Below are 25,238 nucleotides of genomic sequence, written 5' to 3' on the forward strand. Positions count from 1 at the left end.
AATTAATAATGCGATTGAATAAGACTGGTTATTAATAAAAATATTTTGATTCACTTAAAGACAGTATTAGCACACTTGCTCTATATTGAAGTTACCATCCTTTCGTTTCGCCAGCACCAAAGACTCTTAAAACGACGCTGGGTGATCAGGCCATTGTCAGTTACACTAACAGCGAATAACTCAATATTTTAAATTAGTCACTCAGACGGCATATACCATGACACAAAAAAATAACCCACTACACGGCATTACCTTAGAAAAAGTATTGATAGAGCTTGTCGAGCATTATGGATGGAATGAACTAGGAGCTCGAATTAACATTCGTTGCTTTAATGATGATCCAAGTATCAAATCAAGCCTCAAATTCTTACGTAAAACTGAGTGGGCACGTACTAAAGTTGAAAACCTGTATCTTGATATGGTTCGCTAATAAACACAGATAAAAAGCCGCTACATTGACCTTTAAAAACTGACATGTAGCGGCTTGTAACACTATTTAATATTATCAGCACATATAGCAGCAACAACCGCTAATCTACGCTGTGATTGCGCAACAAAAGGATTATGAGTATCCCAAGCATAGCCCGCTAAAATGGCACAAATCATTTGCTTAATTTTAGGGTCAGGGTTGGGATGAAAAATAACGGTTTGTAACTCACCTGAATACCACCCTTCAACGTAAGTTCTAAACGTATCAACGCCTAACATCAAAGGCTCGGCATAATCACGTTGCCAATCGATATTCTCGCCAGCAAAAGCACGTCCCAACACCCCAGCCGCTAATTGCGCTGATTTCATCGCAATGGTCACGCCAGAAGAAAAGACCGGATCTAAAAACTCCCCAGCATTGCCTAATAAGGCATAATTTGACGTAGCCAATTGCGTCACATTAGCAGAATAACCACCAATAGTAGAAGCCACTTGAGGATATTCAGCATGTGCTAACACATTCGCAAGCCCTGGCTCTTCAATGACTAACTGCTTTAATACCATAAGTGGATCATCACCGTATTTTGCTAACCAATGCGGTGGAGCAACGACCCCTAATGAACAAGTGCCATTACTAAAGGGGATCAACCAATACCAAACATCAGCCGAGTGAGGGTGCACTGAAATTAAAATCTTGTTGCGGTCATATTCAACCAAGCAGAGGTCAGCATCAATATGATCGGTTATATGACAAAATATCGCCTGCCTTGAGGGTAAATGTGAAGGCTTTTCCAATCCCAACAATCGCGGTAGTACACGCCCAAAACCACTGGCATCTAATACAAAATCAGCATCTATTGTGTATTTTTGTTGCTGCTCATCCACGATAGTAAGCACTGACTTATTAGCTAAACATTCAATGGCGTCCACAGTATGTTGATAGCGAATTTCAACACCTTGAACAACAGCTTCATCAGCTAAAACCTTATCAAAATCCCCACGCTGGACTTGATAGGTTGTCCCAATACCAGACGTGAATTTATCGTTAAAATTAAATGCGGTATAGCGATCTTGATAACGAAATGCAGCCCCATCTTTATATTGAAATCCTGCGGCAGTAACAGCATCCAACATTTTTGCTTGTTCAATCACTTCCATACAGGCAGGTAATAAACTTTCACCAATTGAAAACCGAGGAAAAGTACTTTTTTCTACAACAATGACATCAATATTTTGCTGATGTAATAACGCTGCAGCAACTGAACCTGAAGGGCCAGCACCAATAATAACCACTTGCGTACGCTGTTTCTGCTTCACAATTGCTACCCTTACCTTTCGCTAAATTTGTCCTGCTTGTAGCGTGAGCAACGTATGACCTAAGCCAATATCATCTTCACGTTCAACAACGATAAAGCCGGCTTCTGTCACTAACTCTAGAAAATCTTCACTACGATAAAATCGACTATTACCATTCGCTAAACAAGTAAAATATAACGAAGTGGCATTTAAGCAATAAGATGCAGCCTCATAGCGTTGCGCATCCCAGAATAATTCAAGAATATAAACTTTGGCATCATGACTCATTGCTTGTCTTACTCGACGTAAAATACTTAAAATTTCCATCGGGGAGAAACAATCTAAAAATTGACTCATCCACCACACATCAGCACCTTGTGGTAATGCTTGAGTGCGATCAAGCATATCAACAGGATATCCCTTAATACGATCGGAAAATCCAGCCTGTTTAGCATTTTCAAGAGCGACAGCAATCTGCTGAGGCAAATCAATGATCGTCATTTCTACATCTTTATTGTACTGGCAACACTGCAATGCCCATTTGCCAGTATTACCACCAATATCAAAGATTCGCTTTGGTGGGTGAGTAAATACTTTGTCGAGTAACAACGGAAATGAACGATCAGAATAAAAATGATCAAATGCAAACCAACTTTGTTTGGCTTGTTCAGGCAATTGCGATAATCCTTGATAGATAGTTGACCAATCCCCTAATTCTTTAAGCCCTGCTGGTTTTCCTTGTTGAATAGAATCTGTTAGGTGCATCATTGCGGCATAACAAACATCAGCGGTAAAATCCATATTGGCATTGGTCATGCCATCATGTAATAGAAAATAGCCAAGGTTAGCTAAGCAATATTTATTCTGTTGCCAAATCACAATATGAGTACTAAGCGCCATATCTAATAATACTTTTACACCATATTCAGAGACTTGTGTTGCTGCTGCAATTTGTAGGGCATTTAGCCCATCTTTGCCTGCATTATCCAATACCTGTAGTATATTTAAATCGCGTAACGTACGTGCGGTATGAAAAACAATCGGCGAAAAAGCCAATTTTTGAGCTTCCGTTTTTGCAGCTAATGCATTATATGGATCTTTAGTAAAGTGACTCACGCGACACCTGTAATTAAGGAGAAGGAAATTCAACGGTTATTCTAACTAGCCGCTTTTAATAGACACTGTTTTAAAACAAACAATATTAATAATTACACATATATCAGTAACCTAAGAAAAACGACTAATATAAATATCAATAAATTCTAAAATATTAAATATATGATCATAAAATACACAGTTATCTGCTTGATTTAATGATAAACTTTATCAATAGTTATCTTTATTTATACTCATCATTCTGATTGTTTTGTTGTTTATGTGGAGCTTATGAATACAATTCACTTCAATATTGACCACTGGATTGCACTTACTCCTGGTTTAGTCTTACAAGAAGACGAACAAGCATGGGCTAACCACCCTCAATTATTACATGCTCAACCACCAGCAGCAGATAAAATCCCGCCAATGATACGTCGACGTATGAGCCCTATAAGTAAATTAGCGCTTCAAGCAGCAATGACGATCACTGAGAAAACGACGGTTGATTATATTGTTTTTTCCAGCCGTCATGGGGAATTACACCGCACCGTTAATTTAATTAAAGACATTATCAACGGTGATGATGCATCACCGATTGCTTTCTCACAGTCGGTACATAATACCGCGGCAGGCTTATATACTATTGCGACCAAACAACCTCTTGCCGTTACATCACTTACCGGTGGTGAAAATACTCTTCATATGGCATTGATTGAAGTTGCATGTTACCTCAATGAGCATCCAGATCATCATGTTCTGGTGGTTGATTATGATCAACCTCTACCAAATGAATACCAACAATTTGAACAATATCAATACCCACTTTTTGCATTAGCAATGGTGATATCTTACGGCAACAATAGCCAACTATGCTGGCAACCAATGTCACCCGCTATCTGTGAACATCATCATGGTGTCGATTGTTATCCGCAGACACTCACTGTTATCAAACATCTTGCTAATAAAGATAGCCAATGGTTTATTAATGCGCAAAAACAACAGTGGCAATGGCAGCATCAATAATGAAAACACTCTCAATACCACAACGACTCAATAAGAGCTGGCGTATTATTGCAACTGCTGGATGTTTCAGCTTATTCGGATTAGGTGCTCTGGTACTGACTTTTATCGTCTTTCCGGTCATTACTTTACTAACACCGCAACAACAACGAGAGATCAAAGTACAAACGACAATTCAACGTACCTTTAATTTTTTCTGTCGTACGATGCGTTTTTTAGGTGTTATTGATTATCGCTTTGAAAATTTAGCAGCACTTCAAGCAGATAAACAATGTTTAATTGTTGCTAACCACCCCAGCCTGATTGACTATGTTTTATTAGCATCACAATTACCCCAGTGTGATTGCTTAGTGAAGGCAACAATCTGGCATAACCCTTTTATTAAAGGTATTGTTAAAGCTGCGGGGTATATTCCCAATAAAGATCCAGAATTATTGTTAGAGACATGTAATCAGCGCTTACAGCAAGGGAATGTGTTATTGGTCTTTCCTGAAGGCACACGCACTACGCCCTTAACAACGCCAAAGTTACAGCGTGGAGCAGCACAAATAGCCGTTCGCAGTCAGGTTAATATTCGGGTTGTGCACATTACTGTTACACCCAGTTTTTTAACTAAGCAGCAAAAATGGTATCAAGTACCGAATCATAAGCCATTATTTTTAATTGAAATAAAAGACGAAATTAATACAGCGTCATTTTTAAACCAAAACCGATCGTCAACAGCAGCAGCTCGACAATTAAATCAATATTTAACCCGTGCTATTTTTCCAACTCATGTGTGACAACTATTTATGCTGTCGTTAACCATTAATAACAAGCAGGTAATATGGAACAACTATATACAGAATTAAAAACATTGATTATCGATGTATTAAATTTAGAAGATATTAGCGTTGATGACATCGACACCAATGCACCACTTTTTAATGATGGACTTGGCCTCGATTCTATCGATGCTTTAGAGCTTGGGCTGGCAATTAAGAAAACATACAATATTGTTATTGATGCAGATGACACCAATACGCGCCAACATTTCGCGTCAGTGGCTAACCTTGCTCATTACATCTCACAGAACAAAGCGTAATCATTATGACTCAAATCAATAACGACCAGATTTTTATCCAAATCCAAGACCTTTTAGTTGAACTATTTGAACTTGATGCCAATGACATTCAACCACAATCAAACCTTTACCAAGATCTAGATCTCGATAGTATTGATGCGGTTGACCTTGTTGTTCGCTTACAAAACCTCACAGGTAAGAAAATCCAACCTGATGAATTTAAAAATGTTCGTACTGTCAATGATGTCGTTATAGCGGTTGCTGATTTACTCAAGGCTGAATAATGGTGATGCGTCTGCTAACTATACTGTCAGCCTTAGCCCTAATAGCTTATCCCATGGCTGTTTATTACGGTATTAACCGTTGGGGAATAACCACGGTTGGCGCTTTACTGGCGGTATTTTTTATTGTTCGCATTATTGCAGCCAAGCAGACGCAACTCAAAGAGCTAAAATATATTGGCTGGTTAAGTGGTGGCGTTGGTATTACGTTGATCCTGTTAGGGACATTGTTTCGCCAGCAAGGACTATTGCTCTATTACCCTGTTATCGTCAATATATTGATGCTAGGACTGTTCAGCAGTAGCTTGTGGCAACAGCAAAGCTTAATTGAGCGATTAGCACGCCTGCAAGAACCTAACCTACCACCAAGTGGCGTACGCTATACTCGCAATGTCACTAAAATCTGGTGTGTGTTTTTTATTATCAATGGAGCAATTGCATTCATAACCTGTTTTATGCCATTACATATCTGGACATTTTATAATGGCTTTATTAGCTATATTTTTGCTGGCAGTTTGTTTGGAATCGAATGGCTATGTCGGCAATGGTTTAGACAAAAACACCAACAGTAAGTAAGCACAAACTTTCATTAATAGCACACGAGAACGGCTATGCATACAGCAATAACACCCTCGACGTTAACATCATTATCGACCTTAATGCAGCGCCCTACTCATCATCTCACTCACGTGGCATTTAATGGCACAAAACAATATTCATGGCCTCAATTTCGAGCCCATGTTTTTAGTTTAAGCCAACAATTAGCCATAATTGAACAGCCGCGTTTTGCACTTTGTTGCCACGACAGCTATTTGTTTGCAGTTGCATTTATGGCGGTAATTTATGCTAAAAAACAACTTATTTTACCCAGTAATCATCAGCCCGCAGCACTGGCTGAATTAAATACTCATTTTGATATCTTGCTACATGATGAGGAACTACACATTCCTTCATCAGTGACTACCATCAATATTGGCTCCTTGCTCAATACTCAAGAACAAATATCATTATCTCACATGGTCTTTCCACCATTAGCCCTTGCTGATACCGAACTGACATTGTTTACTTCCGGTTCAAGTGGCATACCCAAAGCTATTGTCAAAACGTTAGATTTACTGGATAACGAAATTGCACAACTTGAGGCTATTTGGGGAACGCAATTACAACAGAGCCACATTTGTAGCACCGTCTCTCATCAACATATTTATGGTCTACTATTTCGAGTGTTATGGCCGTTATGCAGTGGTCGTAGTTTTGATTGTTTTAATCTCGACTATCCAGAGCAAGTGATTGCACAAGCAGCACCCAATAAAGTCTTAATCAGTAGCCCTGCATTATTAAAGCGCTTACATACTGATGTAACCTCTGCTTCCTATAACGCTATTTTTTCTTCGGGGGGACCATTAGCATTAGCAGCGGCTCAACATTGCCAACAATTACTTGGCAAACTACCTTTTGAAGTATTCGGCAGTACCGAAACAGGAGGCATTGGTTATCGCCAACAACAGCAATCAACAACGCCATGGCAACGATTTACGGTAGTTAATATCGCTCTAAATGCAGAACAGTGTTTAAAAATATGCTCTCCTTTTGTTGATCCCCTGCACTGGTATCAAACCTGTGATCACTGCGTACTCATTGACAATGATCACTTTGAACTTAAAGGCCGAACAGACCGCATAATCAAAATAGAAGAAAAACGCATATCATTAACTGAAATTGAACAACGTTTATGCCAGTTGCCATGGATTGATGAAGCCGCCGTATTCCCGCTAGAGCAACAACAACGATTACATATCGCCGCGGTGATCACACTTACAACTTCGGGTATGGAACAGCTTAATCAGATTGGGAAAGGGAAATTTTGGTTACTATTACGACAGCAATTACGCCAATGGATAGAACCGATAGCGATTCCCCGCCGTTTTCGTCCCATTGCAGAGATTCCATTAAATAGCCAAGGTAAACGTCTTATTCGCGACCTTGAACACCTATTTAATGACCATAACTAATAAGTAATAATGACTAATGAACAGAAAAGCACCAACCTTACTTAGCAGCCATATTGTTGATCATCATGCGGTTATTACCTTATGTGTCGATCATGATTTAGATGATTTTAAAGGCCATTTTTCAACATTTGCGCTATTACCGGGAGTCAGTCAAATTGATTGGGCAGTTCACTTTGCAAGCCATTATTTCAGTGATATGCCGACTGAATTTAAAGGCATGGATGTCATTAAATTCCAACAACCTATTTTACCCAATACAACGATCACTCTGACATTAGAGTGGGTTGCTGATAAACAAAAATTACACTTTAACTTTAGCTCGCTCACTCCGGAGAATGAAACCATCATTCACTCTTCAGGTAAAATAACCATGGGGATAGCCGCATGAGTTGGTTCCATCCATGTTTTATTATTCCTTGTTATAATCATGGTCACACTGTGCCAGCTATCATTGATGCATTACAAACTTTTGCTTATCCCATTATTGTGGTTGATGATGGCAGTGATGCTATAACTAAAGATATTCTAACGCAGCTATCACAAAATCCCTTAGTTGAAGTCATCACCTTACCCCACAACAAGGGCAAAGGTTATGCAGTAATGGCTGCTATTAAACATGCGGCAAAACAAAATTATAGCCATGCCATTCAAATAGATGCAGATGGCCAGCATGACTTAACCGCTGTTAATGAATTATTGGTTACAGCACATCAGTATTCAACGGCACTTATTTCTGGCAAGCCGATTTACGATGATTCAGTTCCTAAATCACGCTTATATGGACGTTATATTACTCATTTTTGGGTCTGGATCGAAACCCTATCATTTACTATCAAAGACAGTATGTGTGGTTTTCGTTGCTACCCCATAGATCCCATTATACAAGTCTTAAACCACTATAATTTCAGCCATCGAATGGCGTTTGATACTGAAATCATGGTGCGATTCTATTGGAATAACGGCGATATTAAGTTTATTGATACAAAAGTTATCTATCCTGAAGGCGGTATTTCACATTTTGATGCCCTATGGGATAACATCAAAATTAGTTGGATGCACACCAAATTATTTTTAGGCATGCTGCCACGTATTCCTCGATTATTAAAACGGCATCAATCTCACTCACAGCACTGGTCAAGCCGAAGTGAGCGCGGCACCGTATTAGGAATCAAACTGTTATTGGCTATCTATCGTTTATTAGGGCGCAAAGTCGTTAATCAGTTATTAAAACCGGTAATTGGTTATTATTATTTAACCAGTAAGACAGCCCGTCAGGCATCCACACAGTATTTACAGCAACTACAACATTTTGCCGCGCAGCAACAATTGTCATTACCTGAAAATCTAACCCCCTATCAGCACTTATTGTCGTTTGGACACACAACACTCGATAAGTTAGCCGCTTGGAAAGGCGATTATAATGCTGATAACCTCACCATTCATGGTCAACATCACTTTGATAATATTGTTGCCAGTAATCAAGGCGTGGTGATCCTTGGCGCGCATTTGGGTAATTTAGAATTATGTCGAGCACTCAGTCAACGGCATAAAAATATTAAAATTAATGCATTAGTATTTACTGAGCACGCGGCACATTTTAATAGTGTTCTTAAAGCCGTTAATCCAGACTCAAATCTCAATCTAATTCATGTTAATCAACTCGGCGCCGATACTGCAATCATGCTTCAGCAAAAAGTTGAACGTGGTGAATGGGTAGTTATCGTTGGCGATCGCACCTCCGTTGCTAATGAAACACGAGTCAGTTGGGCAAATTTTCTTGGGGAAAAAGCACCGTTTCCACAAGGTCCTTTTATACTAGCATCTGTACTTAAAACCCCTGTTTACCTATTATTTGGGTTACGTGATGACAGCCAAGCCACCCCTCATTTTAATGTATATTTTGAACTGTTCAGTGAGCAAATAACTTTGCCACGCGCCACTCGTAATGCCGATTTACAAACGGTTGTTGAGCACTATGCTATCCGCCTTGAGCACTACACCTTACAAGCACCATTACAGTGGTATAACTTTTTTAACTTTTGGCAGCTTAGTGGAAAAAAAGATGACAAATAATTCGCAGACAACACCGCAACAAACCATTCGCTTTGGTGCAGACAGACTCACTATTGAAGATGTGGTCGCCATTAGCCAAGGTGCCACTGCTGAAATGAACACAGAGAGTGCCTTTACTAGCAAAATAGATCGAGGCGTTGCCTTTCTAGAACGACTATTAAAAGAAGAAGGGGTTATTTACGGTGTAACCACAGGCTATGGTGACTCTTGCACGGTGGCGATTCCAACTCACCTTGTCGATGATCTTCCCCTAAATCTTACCCGTTTTCATGGTTGTGGTTTAGGCGAAGATCTTGATCGTCAACAAGCACGTGCCGTGCTGGCAACCCGATTATGTTCACTATCCCAAGGGGTATCCGGTGTTGGTCATCCATTACTCAACCAAATTGTGACTCTCATCAATCATGATATTAGCCCTCGAATTCCTCAAGAAGGTTCAGTGGGTGCCAGTGGGGATTTAACGCCATTATCATACCTTGCCGCAGCATTAATTGGTGAGCGTGAAGTTATTTATCAAGGAAAAATATGCCCTACTGCCGATGTATTTAAAGAGCTAGGCATCACACCAATTAAACTCAAGCCGAAAGAAGGTTTAGCGTTGATGAATGGTACTTCAGTGATGACAGCGTTGGCTTGTATTGCTTATAAACGTGCAGAATATTTAGCGCAATTGGCGACCAAAATTACTGCAATGGTCTCGGTTGGTATTCAAGGTAATGGTTTCCATTTCGATGAAGCTTTATTTGCCGTCAAACCCCATCCAGGTCAACAACAAATTGCAAGTTGGTTGCGCTCAGATCTGCAAGCAGAGCGTCCACCACGTAACAGTGATCGCTTACAAGATCGTTACTCTCTACGTTGTGCACCTCATGTGATTGGGGTTTTGCAAGACAGTTTGCCATGGCTACGCCAGATGATTGAAAATGAACTTAATAGCGCCAATGATAATCCTATTATTGATGGTGATAACGAACGTGTCCTTCACGGTGGGCATTTTTACGGGGGTCATATTGCAATGGCTATGGATACGCTAAAAACAGCGGTGGCTAATATTGCTGATTTACTTGATCGCCAAATGGCACAATTAATGGATTACAAGTTCAATAATGGACTGCCGTTTAACCTAACCGGAGCAACCGGCGAGCGTAAACCGATAAATCATGGCTTTAAAGCGGTTCAAATTGGTATTTCAGCCTGGACAGCAGAAGCACTAAAACACACCATGCCAGCTAGTGTGTTCTCTCGCTCAACAGAATGTCATAACCAAGACAAAGTCAGTATGGGAACAATTGCTTCTCGTGATTGTTTACGAGTATTACAACTGACAGAACAAGTAACAGCGGCATCCTTATTGGCGGCAACCCAAGCAATTGAATTACGTAAGCGCGATCAACAACTAACAGATACCAACATCAGCCCAGCACTACAAGCAATGCAACAAGCGGTATTGGCTGAATTTAAATTTGTAACTGAAGACCGTCCGTTAGAGCACGACTTGCGTCTTTTTATCAGCCGCATCCAACAACAACATTGGTCATTATATTGATCGCTAACGATCTGTTAACTCAGATTTGATCATCAGAGGCCTTGAGCACTGTTTAAGGCCTCTGGTTTATCATTGTACTCATACGGATGACATCATTTATGCGTCAAGATACTTCACCGGCATTATTAACCGCAGAACTTACCTTAACCACGGCTTTTCAAGATGCCGATCCAATGGGGGTTATCTATCACGGTAACTACTTCCGTTTTTTTGAAGAAGTTCGACGTTTATTAATGGAGAAAATTGATTATAGCTATCACCAAATGCAAGCTTCTGGTTATCTGTGGCCGATTATTGATACGCGGGTAAAATACGTTAAGCCGGTGCCTTTTGATCATCGTATTCGTATTACAGCCACCCTTACTGAATGGGAAAACCGACTTCGGGTTGATTATGTTATTTATGATGCACAAACCAATGCTCGAATGACAAAAGCATACACAATGCAAGTGGCTGTTAGCATAGAAACAGGAGAAATGCGCTTAGCCTCTCCTTCTATTTTTACTGATAAAATAAAGGCTTGGCATGATGAGCACTAATTTATTAATATTCACTCGTTTAAAAAAACATACTCAAGGTACGATATTGTGTCTGTTATTAGCTCTAACCAGTTTATCAGCACAAGCCATGACATTAAGCGATCTTCAACAAACCCTTTCTACCACCAAAATTGTTCGTGGTGATTTTAATCAAAGTCGAACCATGGCGATGTTTAACCAACCACTAATATCTAATGGTACGTTTATTATTGCCGCTAACCACGGCTTATGGTGGCATCAAACAGCCCCAATGGCAGTATCATTAGTGCTAACCCAAGATAAACTCAGTCAACAATTTGATGATCAACCTCCGCAGGTTATGACTGCGGATAAAAATCCCATGGTATTTTATTTTAGCCATATATTTCTGGCACTGTTTAACGGTGATACGTCAACATTAGATCAACAATTTAATTTAGCCATGACGACCTTAACACCAACAACGGATCAGAAGAATAAGTGGCAATTGGTATTAACCCCCAAGCAGGCTCCTTTAAATAAAGTCTTCTCCACCATCACACTACAAGGGGGGAAATTTATCAATCAACTTACTTTGGCTGAAATTCGTGGTGATAAAACTGTGATTACATTTAGTCATCAACGTACAACACCATCAACATTAACCACAGAAGAACAACGTGTTTTCCAATTCTAAACTTAGCCGTTTATGGTTATTCATTATGCTGTTGTTAGTTGTTAGCTTCGGTTATCAATTAACAGCGCATAAGCAGTTGCCAATCGAAACGAATATTTTGGCTTTGTTACCACAAAATGACCAAGATCCAGCAGCACAACAAGCTTTTGATCATATCGCCACCAGCATGAGCAATAAGGTGGTATTTTTAGTGGGCAGCTCAAGTCGCGATACCATGCTGACAGCAGCACAACAATTTAGTCACCAGCTAACTCAACTAGGCTTGTTTACAACTATTAATGCAAAAATGAGTCATAGCCAACAACAAGCATGGGCGCAATTTTATTACCCCAAACGGTTTCAGCTGTTAACGCCACAACAACAACAACGGTTAACACAGCAGCCTCAACAACAAATAACCCAAGTATTACAGGCACTGTATAATCCGTTTTCTGGCGTTACGGGTGCAGAGCTTGAACATGATCCTTTTTTATTATTTCGTGATTATTTAACTCAATTAAGCGCTCAAAGTGGTCATTTCAATCTTGATCACGGTTTTTTAACTACAAAATATCAGCAGCGTCATTACGTATTGATCACGGCTGAACTCGCAGGCTCGCCGTACAGTGTTAAATTGCAACACCAATTACCCGCACTTAACCAATTACAACAGCAGATCATTAACGACTATTCTACCGCAACAAATAAAGTAGATATCTTGCATACTGGCGTTATTTTTTATGCGGCGCATGGCACACAAAGCGCTGAAAAAGAAATCAGTACTATCGGCTTAGGGTCGTTGTTAGGGATCATTATTTTATTAGTAGTCATCTACCGAAGCCCATTACCTTTAGTATTAGCATTATTGTCAATCAGCTGTGGTTTGGTTGCGGCATTTGTCGGTACTGTCGCCATTTTTGGTAAAGTACACTTATTTAGTTTAGTGTTTGGTGCTAGCCTGATTGGAGTCTCGATTGACTATGCTTTTCACTATCTCACTGATAGATTAGCCGCAGCAAATGATTGGGATCCACACCAAGGGCTCAAACATATTTTTGTGGCGATTAGTTTAGGGCTAATCACCAGCTTGATTGGTTATCTCGGCATGTTAGTTGCACCTTTCCCTGGGTTACAACAATTGTCACTGTTTTCAGCAATTGGGCTTACTGCCGCTTATGCAACCGTCGTGTGTTGGTATCCCACTTTAGCGGCAAAACCGTGTTCACCACGACCTTTACCTTGTCGGCAATTACTCAATGCATGGTTACAACTGTGGCAGCAACCGTTTGTGCGCTGGTGCATACCATCAATATTGGCTGTCGTTTCTATTCTAGGACTATTTCATATTCGCTATGATGATGATATTCGCCAGCTTCAAGCACTACCAGCACAACTCAAGCAACAAGAAACAACCATTAAAGCGATCACGGGAGTTAGCAGTGGCCAACAAATGCTATTAGTTAAAGCTAAAACAGCACAAGATCTATTAACTAAATTAGCGATTGTCGACCAGCAACTCAATACCTTAGTAACGACTCACAAACTTGATAGCTACCAAAGTATCGGGCATTACTTACCGTCAATTGCAACTCAACAACACAATTTTGAGTTAGTGAAACACTTATATCAACAGCAAGGTCCAGAGCTAGATAAAAAAATCAAATTAAGTCACCCACCACAATTTAGCGCCACCTTTCAGCCGTTAACGATTGCTGAATATTTAGCATCACCAGTATCTAAACCACTACGCTTTACTTGGCTTGGTCAGATTCAATCAGCACAATCGTCTGTATACGGTGCGGTTATTTTGCTTTCTGGTGTCAATCAACTTGATGTCATCAAACAATTGGTCGTGCAAGATAGCCAACTTAGCTACCTCAATAAAGCCGATGAAGTATCACATCTTTTTGGACAATACCGACAACGAGTCACTGAGCTATTAATTGCAGCAACCATCGCAATTTTCTTATTATTAGGATGGCGCTATGGGCTTAAAAAAGGGCTACAAATGATCACGCCATCATTGATAGCAGCATGTGCAGGTATTGCAATCACTAGTATTAGTGGAACACCATTAAACTTGTTTAATTTACTGGCACTGATCTTAATTTTGGGGATAGGAATTGATTACAGTCTCTTTTTTGCAGAATTAAAATCCACTGACAACAATCACCATCGTCGTTCAACCTTATTGGCTATCACATTATCGGCATTAACCACGGTACTCTCGTTTGGACTATTAGCATTAAGTGCCACTCAAGCTATTCATAGTTTTGGTATTACCGTTCTCACAGGGATTATTATTGCATGGTTATTAGCCCCATTAGCTATGACACCAGCATCCTCAGCCATATCAAACACAACATCACATAGAGGAGCCAAATAACATGCAACATTACTGCCTTCATCGTCTTAGTTATCACGGGCTAATAGGGTTACTGAGCGTATTATTAGTCTCAGGGTGTACAACCATACAGGTGCCACAACCAAATCAAGTCAATATTGCGCCCAATACCTTAGTGACCTTACCAACCCCAGCGCAATTAGGCTATTCGCTCACCGCTAGTCAATTGATCACTGCAACATGGCAACAAACCAGCCATCAGTTACCCGTGCAATTACAAGTTACGCCACAAGCATTAGCTCTTGCCGGGTTTTCATCATGGGGCTCACGGATTCTGAGTTTAGATTATACTGACCAACATATTACAACGTATGTGATGCCAGGCTTAGGCTCTACTCTACCCGATCCTAAACAAGTATTGTTCAATATGATGATCACCTTATGGCCACTTGATGCATGGCAACAACCGTTACAACACATAGGCTGGCAATTAAAACAAACCTCACACCAACGTCAACTTATCAACAATAAGGGTGTCGTAGTGGCTGAAATTAATTATCAAAACATCCATCAATTAACGGGAACGATTACGTTTACCCATTACCAGCCTAATTACACCATCACCATAAAAACATTACACTATCAGCGTCAATAACCTCGGTATGAGATTTTATGAAAAATAATCAAACCACAACCCCAGTCTATATTCGCGGCTGTGGTTTTCATTCTGCACTCGGGGCAACACCTGAACAAATCCAGCATAGTTTAGTGCAAGGATCTAGCCCAGACATGCGCACAATTTCTGGTTGGCTTAATGATGGCAGTGAAACGGTTATTGGCCAAGTAACAGCCCCATTAGCTGCCATAAATGAGCAACAATATCCACATCAAAATACGGCTAACAATCGTCTTGCACTGTCAGCATTACAACAAATAAACTCCCAAATACAGCAAGCGATTATTCAATATGGCGCTGATCGTATCGCCGTGATCATTGGTACAACAACCTCAGGGATCAGTGATGGCGAACACGCATTAGAACAATTAGCAGCACAAGGTCACTTGCCTGAGGATTATCATTATCATCAACAAGAACCAGCGAATACGGGGCAATTCATTGCTGATTATTTTGGTTTAACCGGATTGGTTTACACCATATCAACCGCTTGTTCTTCCAGTGGCCGTAGCTTTTTATCGGCTAAACGCCTCCTCAAATCTGGACTAGCCGATGCCGTCATTGTTGGTGGTGCAGATACCTTATGCCGCCTAACACTTAATGGTTTTCATGGTTTAGATGCGCTCTCTTCTAAACGTTGTAATCCTTTTAGTATGAATCGAGATGGGATTAATATTGGTGAAGCTGCAGCTTTTATGTTGTTAGCACTCACACCTGCTGAAGAGGATAAAAAACAGCAATTATCAATCAAAAAACAATCAAATATTGCTTTTCTAGGCGGCGGCGATAGCTCTGATGCATACCATATTTCAGCCCCACACCCAGATGGTCATGGCGCAGAAATCGCAATGCAAAATGCATTAACGGATGCAGGGTTAACACCAAATGATATTGGTTATATTAATGCTCATGGCACCGCAACACCGTTGAATGATGCTATGGAAGCAAAAGCCATTGCGCGAGTATTTGGTCACCACGTTATGGTCAGTTCAACCAAACCTTTAACGGGACATACACTTGGTGCCGCCAGTGCTGTAGAAGCAGCTATTTGTTGGTATATTCTGGCTTACCAGTTACCGTTACCTGTACAAATCAATGATGATTGCCAAGATCCACAACTGCCGATTACACTCGTAAAACGATCTCAACCTCTAATAACATCGGCAGTCCTCAGTAACTCCTTTGCTTTTGGTGGCAATAACATCAGTTTAATTTTTGGATACGTTAATGACTAATACTCCTCCATTGGCACAATTACTGCCTCATGATACTCCAATGATATTAATTGATGATTTAATCAGTGTTGGGGTAGAAAATGTGCATTGCCAAGTCACAATCAAATCAGATGATCTCTTTTTTGATAACCAGCGCCAAGGTATTGCCGGTTATGTGGGTATTGAATTAATGGCCCAAACTATTGCAGCTTGGGCGGGTTATCATGCATGGCAACAAGGCAAACCCGCCCCGATTGGATTTTTATTAGGTTGCCGCCGTTATCACAGTGAGTGGCCACAATTTGATAAAGGCTGTGTGCTTGATATTTATGCAGAACGCTTAATTCAAGATGATAATATGGCTGTTTTTAGTTGTACTATCGTCAATCAACAGCAAACCATTGCCAGCAGTCAACTCAATGCGTATCTTCCCTCCCCAGAAAAGATAACAACCCTGCTTACCACTAAATAAATAGGAGTAACTCATGACCCGACAAGTACTGGTAACGGGAGCAAGTAAAGGTATTGGGCGTGCTATCGCCATCCAACTTGCACAAGATGGATTTACTATTGCTGTACATTATATGCGTGATCAAGCAGGTGCAGAATCAACCCTTACAAGCATTATTAATGCCGGTGGTCAGGGGCGAATCATTCAGTTTGATATCAGTGATCGCCAACAATGCCGTCTACATCTTGAACAAGATATAGCACTTCATGGTGCATACTATGGTGTGGTCAGTAATGCAGGCATTACCCACGATACGGCTTTCCCAGCCATGACAGAACAAGAATGGGATGGCGTTATTCATACTAATCTTGATAGTTTTTATAATGTGCTTCATCCATGTGTGATGCCAATGGTACAACTGCGCCAAGGTGGTCGCATTGTAACGCTGTCTTCAGTATCAGGAATGACGGGTAATCGTGGACAAACCAATTACAGTGCGGCTAAAGCTGGTATTATTGGCGCTTCAAAATCACTCGCGCTTGAACTTGCTAAACGTAAAATCACTGTTAACTGTGTTGCTCCAGGCTTAATAGACACCGGCATGGTTGCAGAAGAAGTCAAACAGCATGCATTACCACAAGTGCCTTTACGTCGTATGGGCGATCCACAAGAAGTCGCAGGATTAGTCAGTTATTTAATGTCTGATATTGCGGCTTATGTTACCCGTCAAGTTATTTCTATTAATGGAGGTTTAGTATGAACCGTCGCGTTGTTATCACCGGAATGGCAGGCATCACTGCACTGGGACACGATTGGTTAACCATCGAGAAAAAATTGCGTGAAGGTCAAAATGCAGTAATCTATATGGATGATTACGCTGACTATGATGGCTTAAATACTAAACTTGCTGCTCCAATTGCCGATTTTGAGGTGCCTAAGCATTATACCCGCAAACAACTACGAGCAATGGGCCGAGTATCAAAACTAGCAACAGTCGCCAGTGAAAATGCCCTCATTCAATCTGGTTTAATTGGTGATTCGATTCTCACCAATGGCAGTACAGGTATTGCATACGGATCATCCATTGGTAGCACTCCTGCTATTGGTGCATTTGGCACGATGCTTAACGAAAAAACCACCAAAGAGATCACTGCAACCACTTATGTTCAAATGATGCCACACACGACAGCAGTGAATGTGGGCTTATTTTTTGAATTACGAGGACGTGTGATTCCGACCAGTAGTGCCTGTACTTCTGGCAGTCAAGCGATTGGTTATGCTTATGAAGCGATCAAACATGGCTATCAAACCGTGATGGTTGCGGGTGGTGCAGAAGAATTATGTCCAACAGAATCAGCCGTGTTTGATACCCTCTTTGCAACCAGCCTTAAAAATGAGGCTCCTAAAATGACCCCTCGTCCATACGATGCTGATCGTGATGGATTAGTCATTGGTGAAGGGGCCGGCTCTCTCGTATTAGAAGAATACCAACATGCAGTCAATCGAGGTGCCACAATTTTTGCTGAAGTGGTTGGATTTGCAACCAATTGTGATGCAACCCATATAACCCAGCCACAACAACAAACCATGCAACAATGTATGGCAATGGCCTTAGAGCAAGCACAACTACAACCACAAGATATCGGTTATATTTCAGCGCATGGCACAGCAACAGAAAAAGGTGACATTGCAGAAAGCCAAGCAACAGCCAATATATTTAGCAATAAAACCCCGATCAGTAGCTTAAAAAGTTATTTTGGTCATACACTTGGTGCCTGTGGTGCAATTGAAGCATGGCTAAGCATAGAAATGATGAACAATGGCTGGTTTAATCCAACCCTCAACCTAGACACTCCAGATCCACGCTGTGGTGAGCTTGATTATATTCAAGGTCAAGGTAGAAATATTGATTGTCGCTATATCATGAGTAATAACTTTGCCTTTGGTGGCATTAATACTTCATTGATTTTTAAACGTTTATAACAAGATCCCTTGGTACTGTCATAAGTGTTTTGACTACTGATACCAAGGGGGATTTTTAGTTACATAAGATTTATTGTAACTGCAAGAACGTGATCGCTTGTGGTTTTTCAGCAAAAGTAAAGTATTGAATGTCGATATCACTAAATAGTGCATCTTCAACCTTAACCACTTTTTCAATCCAACTCGCATCAGCAACCACAGCAACTTGCTTAATATGTTTCATGCCAGCATGAACAAGATATTTCAATTCCTCGACAATTGCTGCTAACTCAATTCCAGAAAAGCTTTCAATTTCTTCATAGATCACAATTCCACCATGATCGACTGTTTTCGCCTCTGCATCCATTAACACACGTTTCATATCATCTTCTGTTACTTTACCTGATAACGTAAAAGCAACCGCATTATCAATGCCAATATCAATCATCGTTAACATCTAAAATTCCTTATTCAATATTACGTCAATTAGCACACGACTGTTTAGTTACTATGCACTTTTATTGCCGCCGCTTCAGCTACTAAGGCCAGATCTTTACTCAATATGACATTGCAACAATAACAGTCATGATTAACTAACATAAAATAGTTACCCACTTTTTTTGTGGATAACAGTAATTTATATTTAAATATCAATACCATAATATTTTCAACAATAAACGACAGAAAATAAAAAAGCCGCACTATACAAGTGCGGCTGGGATGTTGCACTTAATGTACTTACACAGCACATCAAGTTTGTTACGCTTCGTCACTCATTACGTTGAGCTTGGCGTGTCCGATAACTATGTATGGACCGATATTTTGACGAAGAAGCAAGATTTTTACGGTATTGCTATCCAAATTGTTAACAACTAAGAGTGTTACCTTAGAAGCTTTTACGTATTTCACTTACTGTTACGCGTTGCAACTTGATTGCTATTAATAACGGGTTGAATAGGTCTACTAATAACAACCGGAACCTGAATCCCTAAGTTAGATGAAAACAGCTTCTTTCCTCCGTAAGCTCGATAATATATCTCAGTTCAGGTTAATTAAACTATGGTAGATAAATCGAAAATAGGCAAATTTAAAGATGTGATCTTTATCAAAGATCACTAACAATAAGCGCTCTCTTTTTATATTTACAAAGACAATCAATACCCTAGTATTTAAAAAAAATAACAACCAACCATCCTCTACTATAAATTGAATTTTCATTTAAATTATTGATAATTTTATTTGCACTGTGTTTTTAATTTTATTATCAATATTATTTTTCTAGTTTAAAATAGAAAAGAAGAAAAATAATTCAGTTACAATCTAATTAACTATAATTATTTTACCCCATACTATTTTCAATAAATTAATATTATTTTATTGATTTCTATAAAAACACAATCATAATGAAAGAGTTAAATAACCCTTCATTGCCACACCAAAAATGCAACCAAAGATTTCACTGTAAATATCAAAAAACGTGATCTAACTTTGAGATTTAAAATTCCATTAAAAAACTAGGAAAAATTCTTAATCCATTTAAGTGTATCATCGGTATGGTCTCGCCATAGTGATTTGTCTTATTCAGTACAAATCTGATTTAAGCCCTAACGAGATTCAACCGATGGAATTATCAATACTTCAACGAGTCCGCAAACCCACGCTTGACCTATCGCCAAAAGAACGTCGTAAACTATGGTTTTCTCCTTTTCTAAAGTCCTATTTAGTAGTTTTCGTTAGTTATATGGCCATGTATTTGGTCCGTAAAAACTTCAATATTGCCCAGAATGATATGATTTCTGACTACGGCATGAGTTTAACTCAGCTTGGTACTATCGGCCTTGGATTTTCAATCACTTATGGTGTTGGTAAAACAGTTTTAAACTATTGGTCTGGCGGTAAGAATGCAAAAAACATTCTTCCTTTAGGTCTCCTATTATCAGGTTTTTGTATTCTGGGTATGGGCTTAGTCATGGGACCAAGTTCTAGCCAATTTATTATGATGACCATCCTTTATGCGGCATCAGGCTTTTTCCAGTCAGGTGGTGGTTCAAACTCAGTAGTGACTATTACTAACTGGACTCCACGTAATCGTCGTGGTCTAGGTGTTGGCTTCTGGAACATCTCACATAACGCAGGTGGTGCATTAGCAGCCGCTGTAGCTATGTTTGGTGCTGATTACTTTTTTGGTGGCGATGTAAAAGGGATGTTCATCTTCCCTGCCGTTATCGCTATCATTATTGCGATCATCGGCTTCTTTATGGGCAACGATAGCCCAGAAGCTTATGGTTTAGGTACTGTAGAAGAAATTTTCGAAGAACCAATTTCAGAAGAAGATAATGCAGTTAAAGAAAACAAATTAACTAAAATGGAAATTTTTAAGAAATATGTTCTCTTTAATAAAGTTATCTGGATCCTTTGTTTTGCAAACGTCTTCCTTTATATCGTACGTAGCGGTATCGACCAATGGTCAACAGTTTACGCACACCAAATTTTAGGTTTCTCTAAAGATGTTGCAAACTCCGGCTTTACCATGTTTGAAATTGGAGCATTAGTCGGTACCTGTTTATGGGGCTTACTGTCAGACTTATTTAATGGTCGTCGTGGCGCTGTATCTTGTGTTGCTTTGATCGGTATTGTATTTACTCTAGGTTACTACCAACACGCAGACTCTATTTTTGCTTATAAAGCATCACTATTTGCTTTAGGTTTCTTAGTATTTGCACCTCAACTTCTTATTGGTGTTGCAGCAATCGGTTTTGTACCAAAACAAGGCCTAGCGGCAGCTGACGGGGTTAAAGGTACGTTTGCTTACCTAATTGGTGACTCATTTGCAAAAATTGGTCTTGGTTATATTGCTGAAGGTAACCCTTTCTTTGGCCTTGATGGTTGGACTGGTACCTTTGCGGCAATTAAAGCTGCTGCAATTGCTTGTTGTGTATTAATGGCACTTGTTGCTTTATTTGAAGAAATTAAAATAAGAAAACTAGCACAGCAACCTGCTGCACATTAATAATATTAATGACATTAAAAAACCCTTATAATTAAATAAATTATGAGGGTTTTTTATTATTCATAAAAAGACAAATAGAGCTATTATTCTAATTAATAATTTAGTTAATAAGGGGCTAATATAAAACAAACCCTTTTGCATAAGCATTAGAGCACCTACCTAAAATATAAATAAAAAATGATCAACAGCACTAATTTTAAGATCTACTTATAGTAACCATTAATATCCGCCCATATATTAGTACAAAAAGTCAGTTATATGTCAGCATTTAAAGGCATCCATTCCTTAGTGAAATATATATAGTATTATCATCTCGAAAGAATCCATATACTTCACTAATAAGATTGATACAAAATAAGTATCAACTGGAATAATTATGACAGACACTAGAATATACAGCGCTGACCGCCGTCAATGCGCAAAATTTCTTTATCGTGGTTCGTTCGGGCCTAAAAAAGGACAAATAGATCAACTCCAAAAAAATGGCTTTGATGCTTGGTTTGATGACCAATTTTCAATACCGCCTACTTATCATTTACCAAAACTGAAAGCCCTTTTTAACACGACAAGTTACAGTCATCCACAAGACGACATGCGCCAAGGTATATGGTGGCAATGTACAGTTACAGGTGAAGATCAACTTCGTCAACGTATGGCTTATGCATTAAGTCAATTATTTGTTGTCTCTTCCCATGGGGTTGGATCGGTAAATGATGGCTTAGCGAATTATTACGATATGCTGGTTACACATGCATTTGGTAATTTTCGTGATTTATTTAAAGCCGTTACAATTAGCCCAATGATGGGTCGATATTTAACATTATCAGGCAGTAAAAAACACGATCCCAAAAACAATACTTTTCCTGATGAAAATTTTCCACGTGAATGCATGCAATTATTCACCATAGGATTATGGCAGCTTAATAATTATGGTGAGCCGATTCTTGATAATAATGGCAATAAAATTCCCACTTATGATCAAGATGATGTTGAAAACATGTCACGTCTACTTTGTGGCTGGTATATCAATTATCCTCATTGGCAACATGACTGGATCAATCCAATGTTGGCAGATAATAGCCAACATGATATGGATGAAAAAATCGTTATGGGCACACATTTCCCTGCAGGACAAGATATCCATCAAGATCTTGATGCGGTAGTTGATATGCTGTTTAACCACAATAATACCCCTGCATTTATTGCGACACACCTGATTAAACGATTTGTAACCAGTAACCCCAATCGTAATTATATAAAGCGTATAGCTGAAGTCTTTATTGATAATGGCAACGGCATTCGTGGCGATTTACAAGCAACAATTAAAGCAGTATTAACCGATCCTGACGTTTTTGCTGGCTTAGCCAATGCTGCTGGACAGGGAACCCAAGGTGAACATCAACATTTTGGCTTACTAAAAGAACCCTTAATTGTGGTTGCGAACCAATTACGTGCGCTTAACATGCAGGCTGCAGGAGATCATTGGTGGGACACCCAATGGGCTGAAGTAACTTATGGTCAAGCAGCATTGAGTGCTGAAACGGTGTTTAATTTTTATAAACCAACAGATGCCCCTCAAGGTGAAATTGCTGACTTAGGTCTTACCGCTCCTGAGTTTACCATTATAACCGCTGACATTATGCGCAAAACGCATAATAGAATATGGTACAACCTCTTAAAATGGAACAAAACTGACTATAAAGAATGGCACTGGGATCGAACTGATTTTCATGACATTTCAATGGGCACCACTGAATATGTTGCACTAATTAATGAACGTTTTTTTGGCGGTCTAATGTCAAAAAGCCTTCAAAACTATATGTATAAAACGTTATCAAGCCACTCTGCGCCTTACCAGCTCAAAACCCGCTATCTTAATGCTATATACATTGCAACAACGGCTCCTGAATTCTTTTGTGAAGGTTAATTAAAATGAAATTATCACGTCGACATTTTTTAAAAACCACGGCCGTTGTTAGTGCAACTACTTTGTCCACATCAGCACTGGCATCATCAATAATACCAACAAACAACAGTCAATCATCAGAGAATACGAATAAAGCATTAGTTTGTGTCTTTCTCTTGGGTGGTAATGATGCCTATAATATGATCGTACCAACGCCTGGATGTGCTGCTTATCAGGATTACCAAGCTGCTCGACCAAAAATGAAGTTAAATAAAGATCAGTTAAGTGATCTAAATCTAACCACGACTAATGGTATACCACTAAGTATTAATAATAATATGACGTCGTTATTACCATTATTTGCATCAGGTAATGCAGCAGCCATTATTAACTCTGGTCAGTTAGTTCAACCAACAACTCGCGATGATATAAGTAATCGCCGTGTCACATTGCCACAATTTTTGATGGCACATAACCAACAACAAGATCTATGGCAATTGGGTGCTGAAAACCTAGGTGATGCTTATGGTTGGGCTGGAAAAATGATGGATATGCTTGGTGCTACTGGCAGTTTATCCCCCCTAATTTCAGTAAACCAAGGTCAAAAATTACTACGAAACAAAAAATCGCAACAAACAGTTATTAATGGTAAAGGTGCAGGAACATACTCAGGCTGGAATGAAGAACAGCGCCTTGACGGGTATTTCTCTCACTTCACACAACGTCAATATGACAACATTTATATGCGCAACTATGCGAGTGCAATGTCTCGTAATGTTTCTGAAAATGAAGCCATTAAAACGATTCTATCCAAACACCCTAATAGCGAAACTTACCCTGAATCTGATTTAGCTCAACAACTCAGTATGGTAAGTCGTCTGATTAAAGCACGTGACGATATGCACCAACAACAGCAAGTGTTCTTTGTTGGTCTAAATGGCTTTGATACTCATCAATTCCAACAACGGGATCATCCTAAACTGCTGAAACAAGTCAGTGATGCATTAAGTGCTTTTAACACTGATATGATAGATTCTGGCCTTAATGATCAAGTGACGTGTGTCACCATGTCTGATTTTGGTCGCCGTTTACAAGCAAATGCCAGTGGTACTGATCATGGTTGGGCGGGACATCAAATCGTAACGGGAGGTGCCGTGCGTGGTAAAGCTGTTTATGGTGAATGGCCGCAATTAACCGCCGATAGCCAGCATAATTATAATAATGGTCGTATTATTCCAACAATTGCAGCAGACCAAGTCAATGCTTCATTATGCCGTTGGCTTGGTTTATCTGAAGCACAAATACTATCAATATTCCCTAATTTAACTAACTTTAACTCACCTTATATCGAATTCATTTAACGATATAAAAATAATACTAAATGTCGAGCCGAATTATCGGCTCGGCTTTTTTATGCTTTAATTGCCTTAACATGCACAGGAATACCACGCGCAGTATTAAGTTAAAATATTCTCCCCCTTTTATATAAAAGCGTCAACACTAATAATGATACCCACAATACAATTAATAATTATTAACATAGCACTGTAATATTTAAGCACTGACAATTAACATAGATAGAAGAAGAATAACTAATTCAATCTAAATACATTGTAACAAACCAGTTACTGAGTATAAAAAGAGAGATAATTTCGACCGATATAAATATACAATCAACACAATA

24 protein-coding genes are annotated in these 25,238 nt (G+C 39.4%); 21 read left to right on the top strand and 3 right to left on the bottom strand.

Annotated features, from left to right (window positions below):
- Positions 1 to 217 precede the first annotated feature (217 nt).
- Positions 218 to 430, top strand: coding sequence for a VF530 family DNA-binding protein (locus tag C9I86_RS06535; RefSeq protein ID WP_065167185.1), 213 nt, complete (start codon positions 218 to 220; stop codon positions 428 to 430).
- A 62-nt stretch (positions 431 to 492) separates the two neighbouring features.
- Here the strand turns inward: C9I86_RS06535 and C9I86_RS06540 are convergent, their stop codons facing one another.
- Entirely contained in the window at positions 493 to 1,746 is a 1,254-nt protein-coding gene (locus C9I86_RS06540) for an NAD(P)/FAD-dependent oxidoreductase (RefSeq protein WP_107275959.1), read from the bottom strand.
- 21 nt (positions 1,747 to 1,767) lie between these two features.
- The gene (locus C9I86_RS06545) at positions 1,768 to 2,841 is read right to left on the bottom strand and encodes a methyltransferase (protein ID WP_107275960.1); all 1,074 of its coding nucleotides are present in this window, start codon (positions 2,839 to 2,841) and stop codon (positions 1,768 to 1,770) included.
- A 270-nt stretch (positions 2,842 to 3,111) separates the two neighbouring features.
- Between C9I86_RS06545 and C9I86_RS06550 the strand changes: the two genes are divergently transcribed.
- The 17 genes from C9I86_RS06550 to C9I86_RS06630 all read left to right on the top strand — a co-directional run bounded on the left by C9I86_RS06550 (position 3,112) and on the right by C9I86_RS06630 (position 18,659).
- The gene (locus C9I86_RS06550; RefSeq protein ID WP_107275961.1) at positions 3,112 to 3,846 is read left to right on the top strand and encodes a beta-ketoacyl synthase chain length factor; all 735 of its coding nucleotides are present in this window, start codon (positions 3,112 to 3,114) and stop codon (positions 3,844 to 3,846) included.
- Positions 3,846 to 4,625 (top strand): 1-acyl-sn-glycerol-3-phosphate acyltransferase, encoded by a 780-nt coding sequence (locus C9I86_RS06555; protein ID WP_241956855.1) that lies wholly within the window; start codon positions 3,846 to 3,848, stop codon positions 4,623 to 4,625. Before C9I86_RS06550 ends, C9I86_RS06555 begins: the two co-directional genes overlap by 1 nt.
- 44 nt (positions 4,626 to 4,669) lie before the next feature.
- A complete protein-coding gene (locus C9I86_RS06560) occupies positions 4,670 to 4,927 on the top strand; it encodes a phosphopantetheine-binding protein (RefSeq protein WP_080155440.1) in 258 nt (85 codons plus the stop codon).
- A gap of 5 nt (positions 4,928 to 4,932) precedes the next feature.
- A complete protein-coding gene (locus C9I86_RS06565) occupies positions 4,933 to 5,190 on the top strand; it encodes an acyl carrier protein (protein WP_107275963.1) in 258 nt (85 codons plus the stop codon).
- A 5-nt stretch (positions 5,191 to 5,195) separates the two neighbouring features.
- Positions 5,196 to 5,759: a hypothetical protein gene (locus C9I86_RS06570; protein WP_080156504.1), complete on the top strand. Its 564-nt coding sequence runs from the start codon at positions 5,196 to 5,198 to the stop codon at positions 5,757 to 5,759.
- 39 nt (positions 5,760 to 5,798) lie between these two features.
- Positions 5,799 to 7,199 carry an AMP-binding protein gene (locus tag C9I86_RS06575; RefSeq protein WP_107275964.1) on the top strand — a complete coding sequence of 467 codons (1,401 nt, stop codon included), beginning with the start codon at positions 5,799 to 5,801 and terminating at the stop codon, positions 7,197 to 7,199.
- Positions 7,200 to 7,215: 16 nt separating this feature from the next.
- A complete protein-coding gene (locus tag C9I86_RS06580) occupies positions 7,216 to 7,587 on the top strand; it encodes a 3-hydroxyacyl-ACP dehydratase (RefSeq protein WP_080155437.1) in 372 nt (123 codons plus the stop codon).
- A complete protein-coding gene (locus C9I86_RS06585) occupies positions 7,584 to 9,272 on the top strand; it encodes a glycosyltransferase (RefSeq protein WP_080155436.1) in 1,689 nt (562 codons plus the stop codon). Before C9I86_RS06580 ends, C9I86_RS06585 begins: the two co-directional genes overlap by 4 nt.
- Entirely contained in the window at positions 9,262 to 10,818 is a 1,557-nt protein-coding gene (gene hutH / locus C9I86_RS06590) for a histidine ammonia-lyase (protein WP_080155435.1), read from the top strand. The genes C9I86_RS06585 and hutH overlap by 11 nt, the downstream gene beginning before the upstream one ends.
- Before the next feature lie 98 nt (positions 10,819 to 10,916).
- Positions 10,917 to 11,357: a thioesterase family protein gene (locus C9I86_RS06595; RefSeq protein ID WP_080155434.1), complete on the top strand. Its 441-nt coding sequence runs from the start codon at positions 10,917 to 10,919 to the stop codon at positions 11,355 to 11,357.
- The gene (locus C9I86_RS06600; RefSeq protein WP_107275965.1) at positions 11,344 to 12,012 is read left to right on the top strand and encodes an outer membrane lipoprotein carrier protein LolA; all 669 of its coding nucleotides are present in this window, start codon (positions 11,344 to 11,346) and stop codon (positions 12,010 to 12,012) included. The genes C9I86_RS06595 and C9I86_RS06600 overlap by 14 nt, the downstream gene beginning before the upstream one ends.
- Before the next feature lie 25 nt (positions 12,013 to 12,037).
- Positions 12,038 to 14,377, top strand: coding sequence for an MMPL family transporter (locus C9I86_RS06605; RefSeq protein WP_369925136.1), 2,340 nt, complete (start codon positions 12,038 to 12,040; stop codon positions 14,375 to 14,377).
- A gap of 1 nt (position 14,378) precedes the next feature.
- Complete coding sequence (locus C9I86_RS06610; protein WP_080155431.1) at positions 14,379 to 14,990, top strand: DUF3261 domain-containing protein; 612 nt, start codon at positions 14,379 to 14,381, stop codon at positions 14,988 to 14,990.
- 17 nt (positions 14,991 to 15,007) lie between these two features.
- Positions 15,008 to 16,246, top strand: a complete 1,239-nt coding sequence (locus C9I86_RS06615; protein WP_107275967.1) for a beta-ketoacyl-[acyl-carrier-protein] synthase family protein — start codon at positions 15,008 to 15,010, stop codon at positions 16,244 to 16,246.
- Positions 16,239 to 16,697: a hotdog family protein gene (locus tag C9I86_RS06620; protein ID WP_080155429.1), complete on the top strand. Its 459-nt coding sequence runs from the start codon at positions 16,239 to 16,241 to the stop codon at positions 16,695 to 16,697. Before C9I86_RS06615 ends, C9I86_RS06620 begins: the two co-directional genes overlap by 8 nt.
- Positions 16,698 to 16,710: 13 nt before the next feature.
- Positions 16,711 to 17,436, top strand: coding sequence for a 3-ketoacyl-ACP reductase FabG2 (locus C9I86_RS06625; protein WP_080155428.1), 726 nt, complete (start codon positions 16,711 to 16,713; stop codon positions 17,434 to 17,436).
- On the top strand, positions 17,433 to 18,659 hold the full coding sequence (locus C9I86_RS06630; protein WP_107275968.1) for a beta-ketoacyl-ACP synthase: 1,227 nt from the start codon (positions 17,433 to 17,435) through the stop codon (positions 18,657 to 18,659). Before C9I86_RS06625 ends, C9I86_RS06630 begins: the two co-directional genes overlap by 4 nt.
- Before the next feature lie 70 nt (positions 18,660 to 18,729).
- Here the strand turns inward: C9I86_RS06630 and C9I86_RS06635 are convergent, their stop codons facing one another.
- Complete coding sequence (locus tag C9I86_RS06635) at positions 18,730 to 19,095, bottom strand: STAS/SEC14 domain-containing protein (RefSeq protein ID WP_080155426.1); 366 nt, start codon at positions 19,093 to 19,095, stop codon at positions 18,730 to 18,732.
- Between the two features lie 1,164 nt (positions 19,096 to 20,259).
- Between C9I86_RS06635 and uhpT the strand changes: the two genes are divergently transcribed.
- The 3 genes from uhpT (at position 20,260) to C9I86_RS06650 (ending at position 24,915) form a co-directional block, all read left to right on the top strand.
- Positions 20,260 to 21,648 (top strand): hexose-6-phosphate:phosphate antiporter, encoded by a 1,389-nt coding sequence (gene uhpT / locus C9I86_RS06640; RefSeq protein WP_080155425.1) that lies wholly within the window; start codon positions 20,260 to 20,262, stop codon positions 21,646 to 21,648.
- A 376-nt stretch (positions 21,649 to 22,024) separates the two neighbouring features.
- The gene (locus tag C9I86_RS06645) at positions 22,025 to 23,575 is read left to right on the top strand and encodes a DUF1800 family protein (RefSeq protein WP_080155424.1); all 1,551 of its coding nucleotides are present in this window, start codon (positions 22,025 to 22,027) and stop codon (positions 23,573 to 23,575) included.
- Between the two features lie 5 nt (positions 23,576 to 23,580).
- Positions 23,581 to 24,915: a DUF1501 domain-containing protein gene (locus C9I86_RS06650; RefSeq protein ID WP_107275969.1), complete on the top strand. Its 1,335-nt coding sequence runs from the start codon at positions 23,581 to 23,583 to the stop codon at positions 24,913 to 24,915.
- The last annotated feature ends 323 nt before the right edge of the window (positions 24,916 to 25,238 follow it).

Origin of the sequence: Photobacterium sp. NCIMB 13483 (genome assembly GCF_003025475.1) — a bacterium.
In the GTDB taxonomy this organism is placed as follows: Bacteria; Pseudomonadota; Gammaproteobacteria; order Enterobacterales; family Vibrionaceae; genus Photobacterium; species Photobacterium piscicola.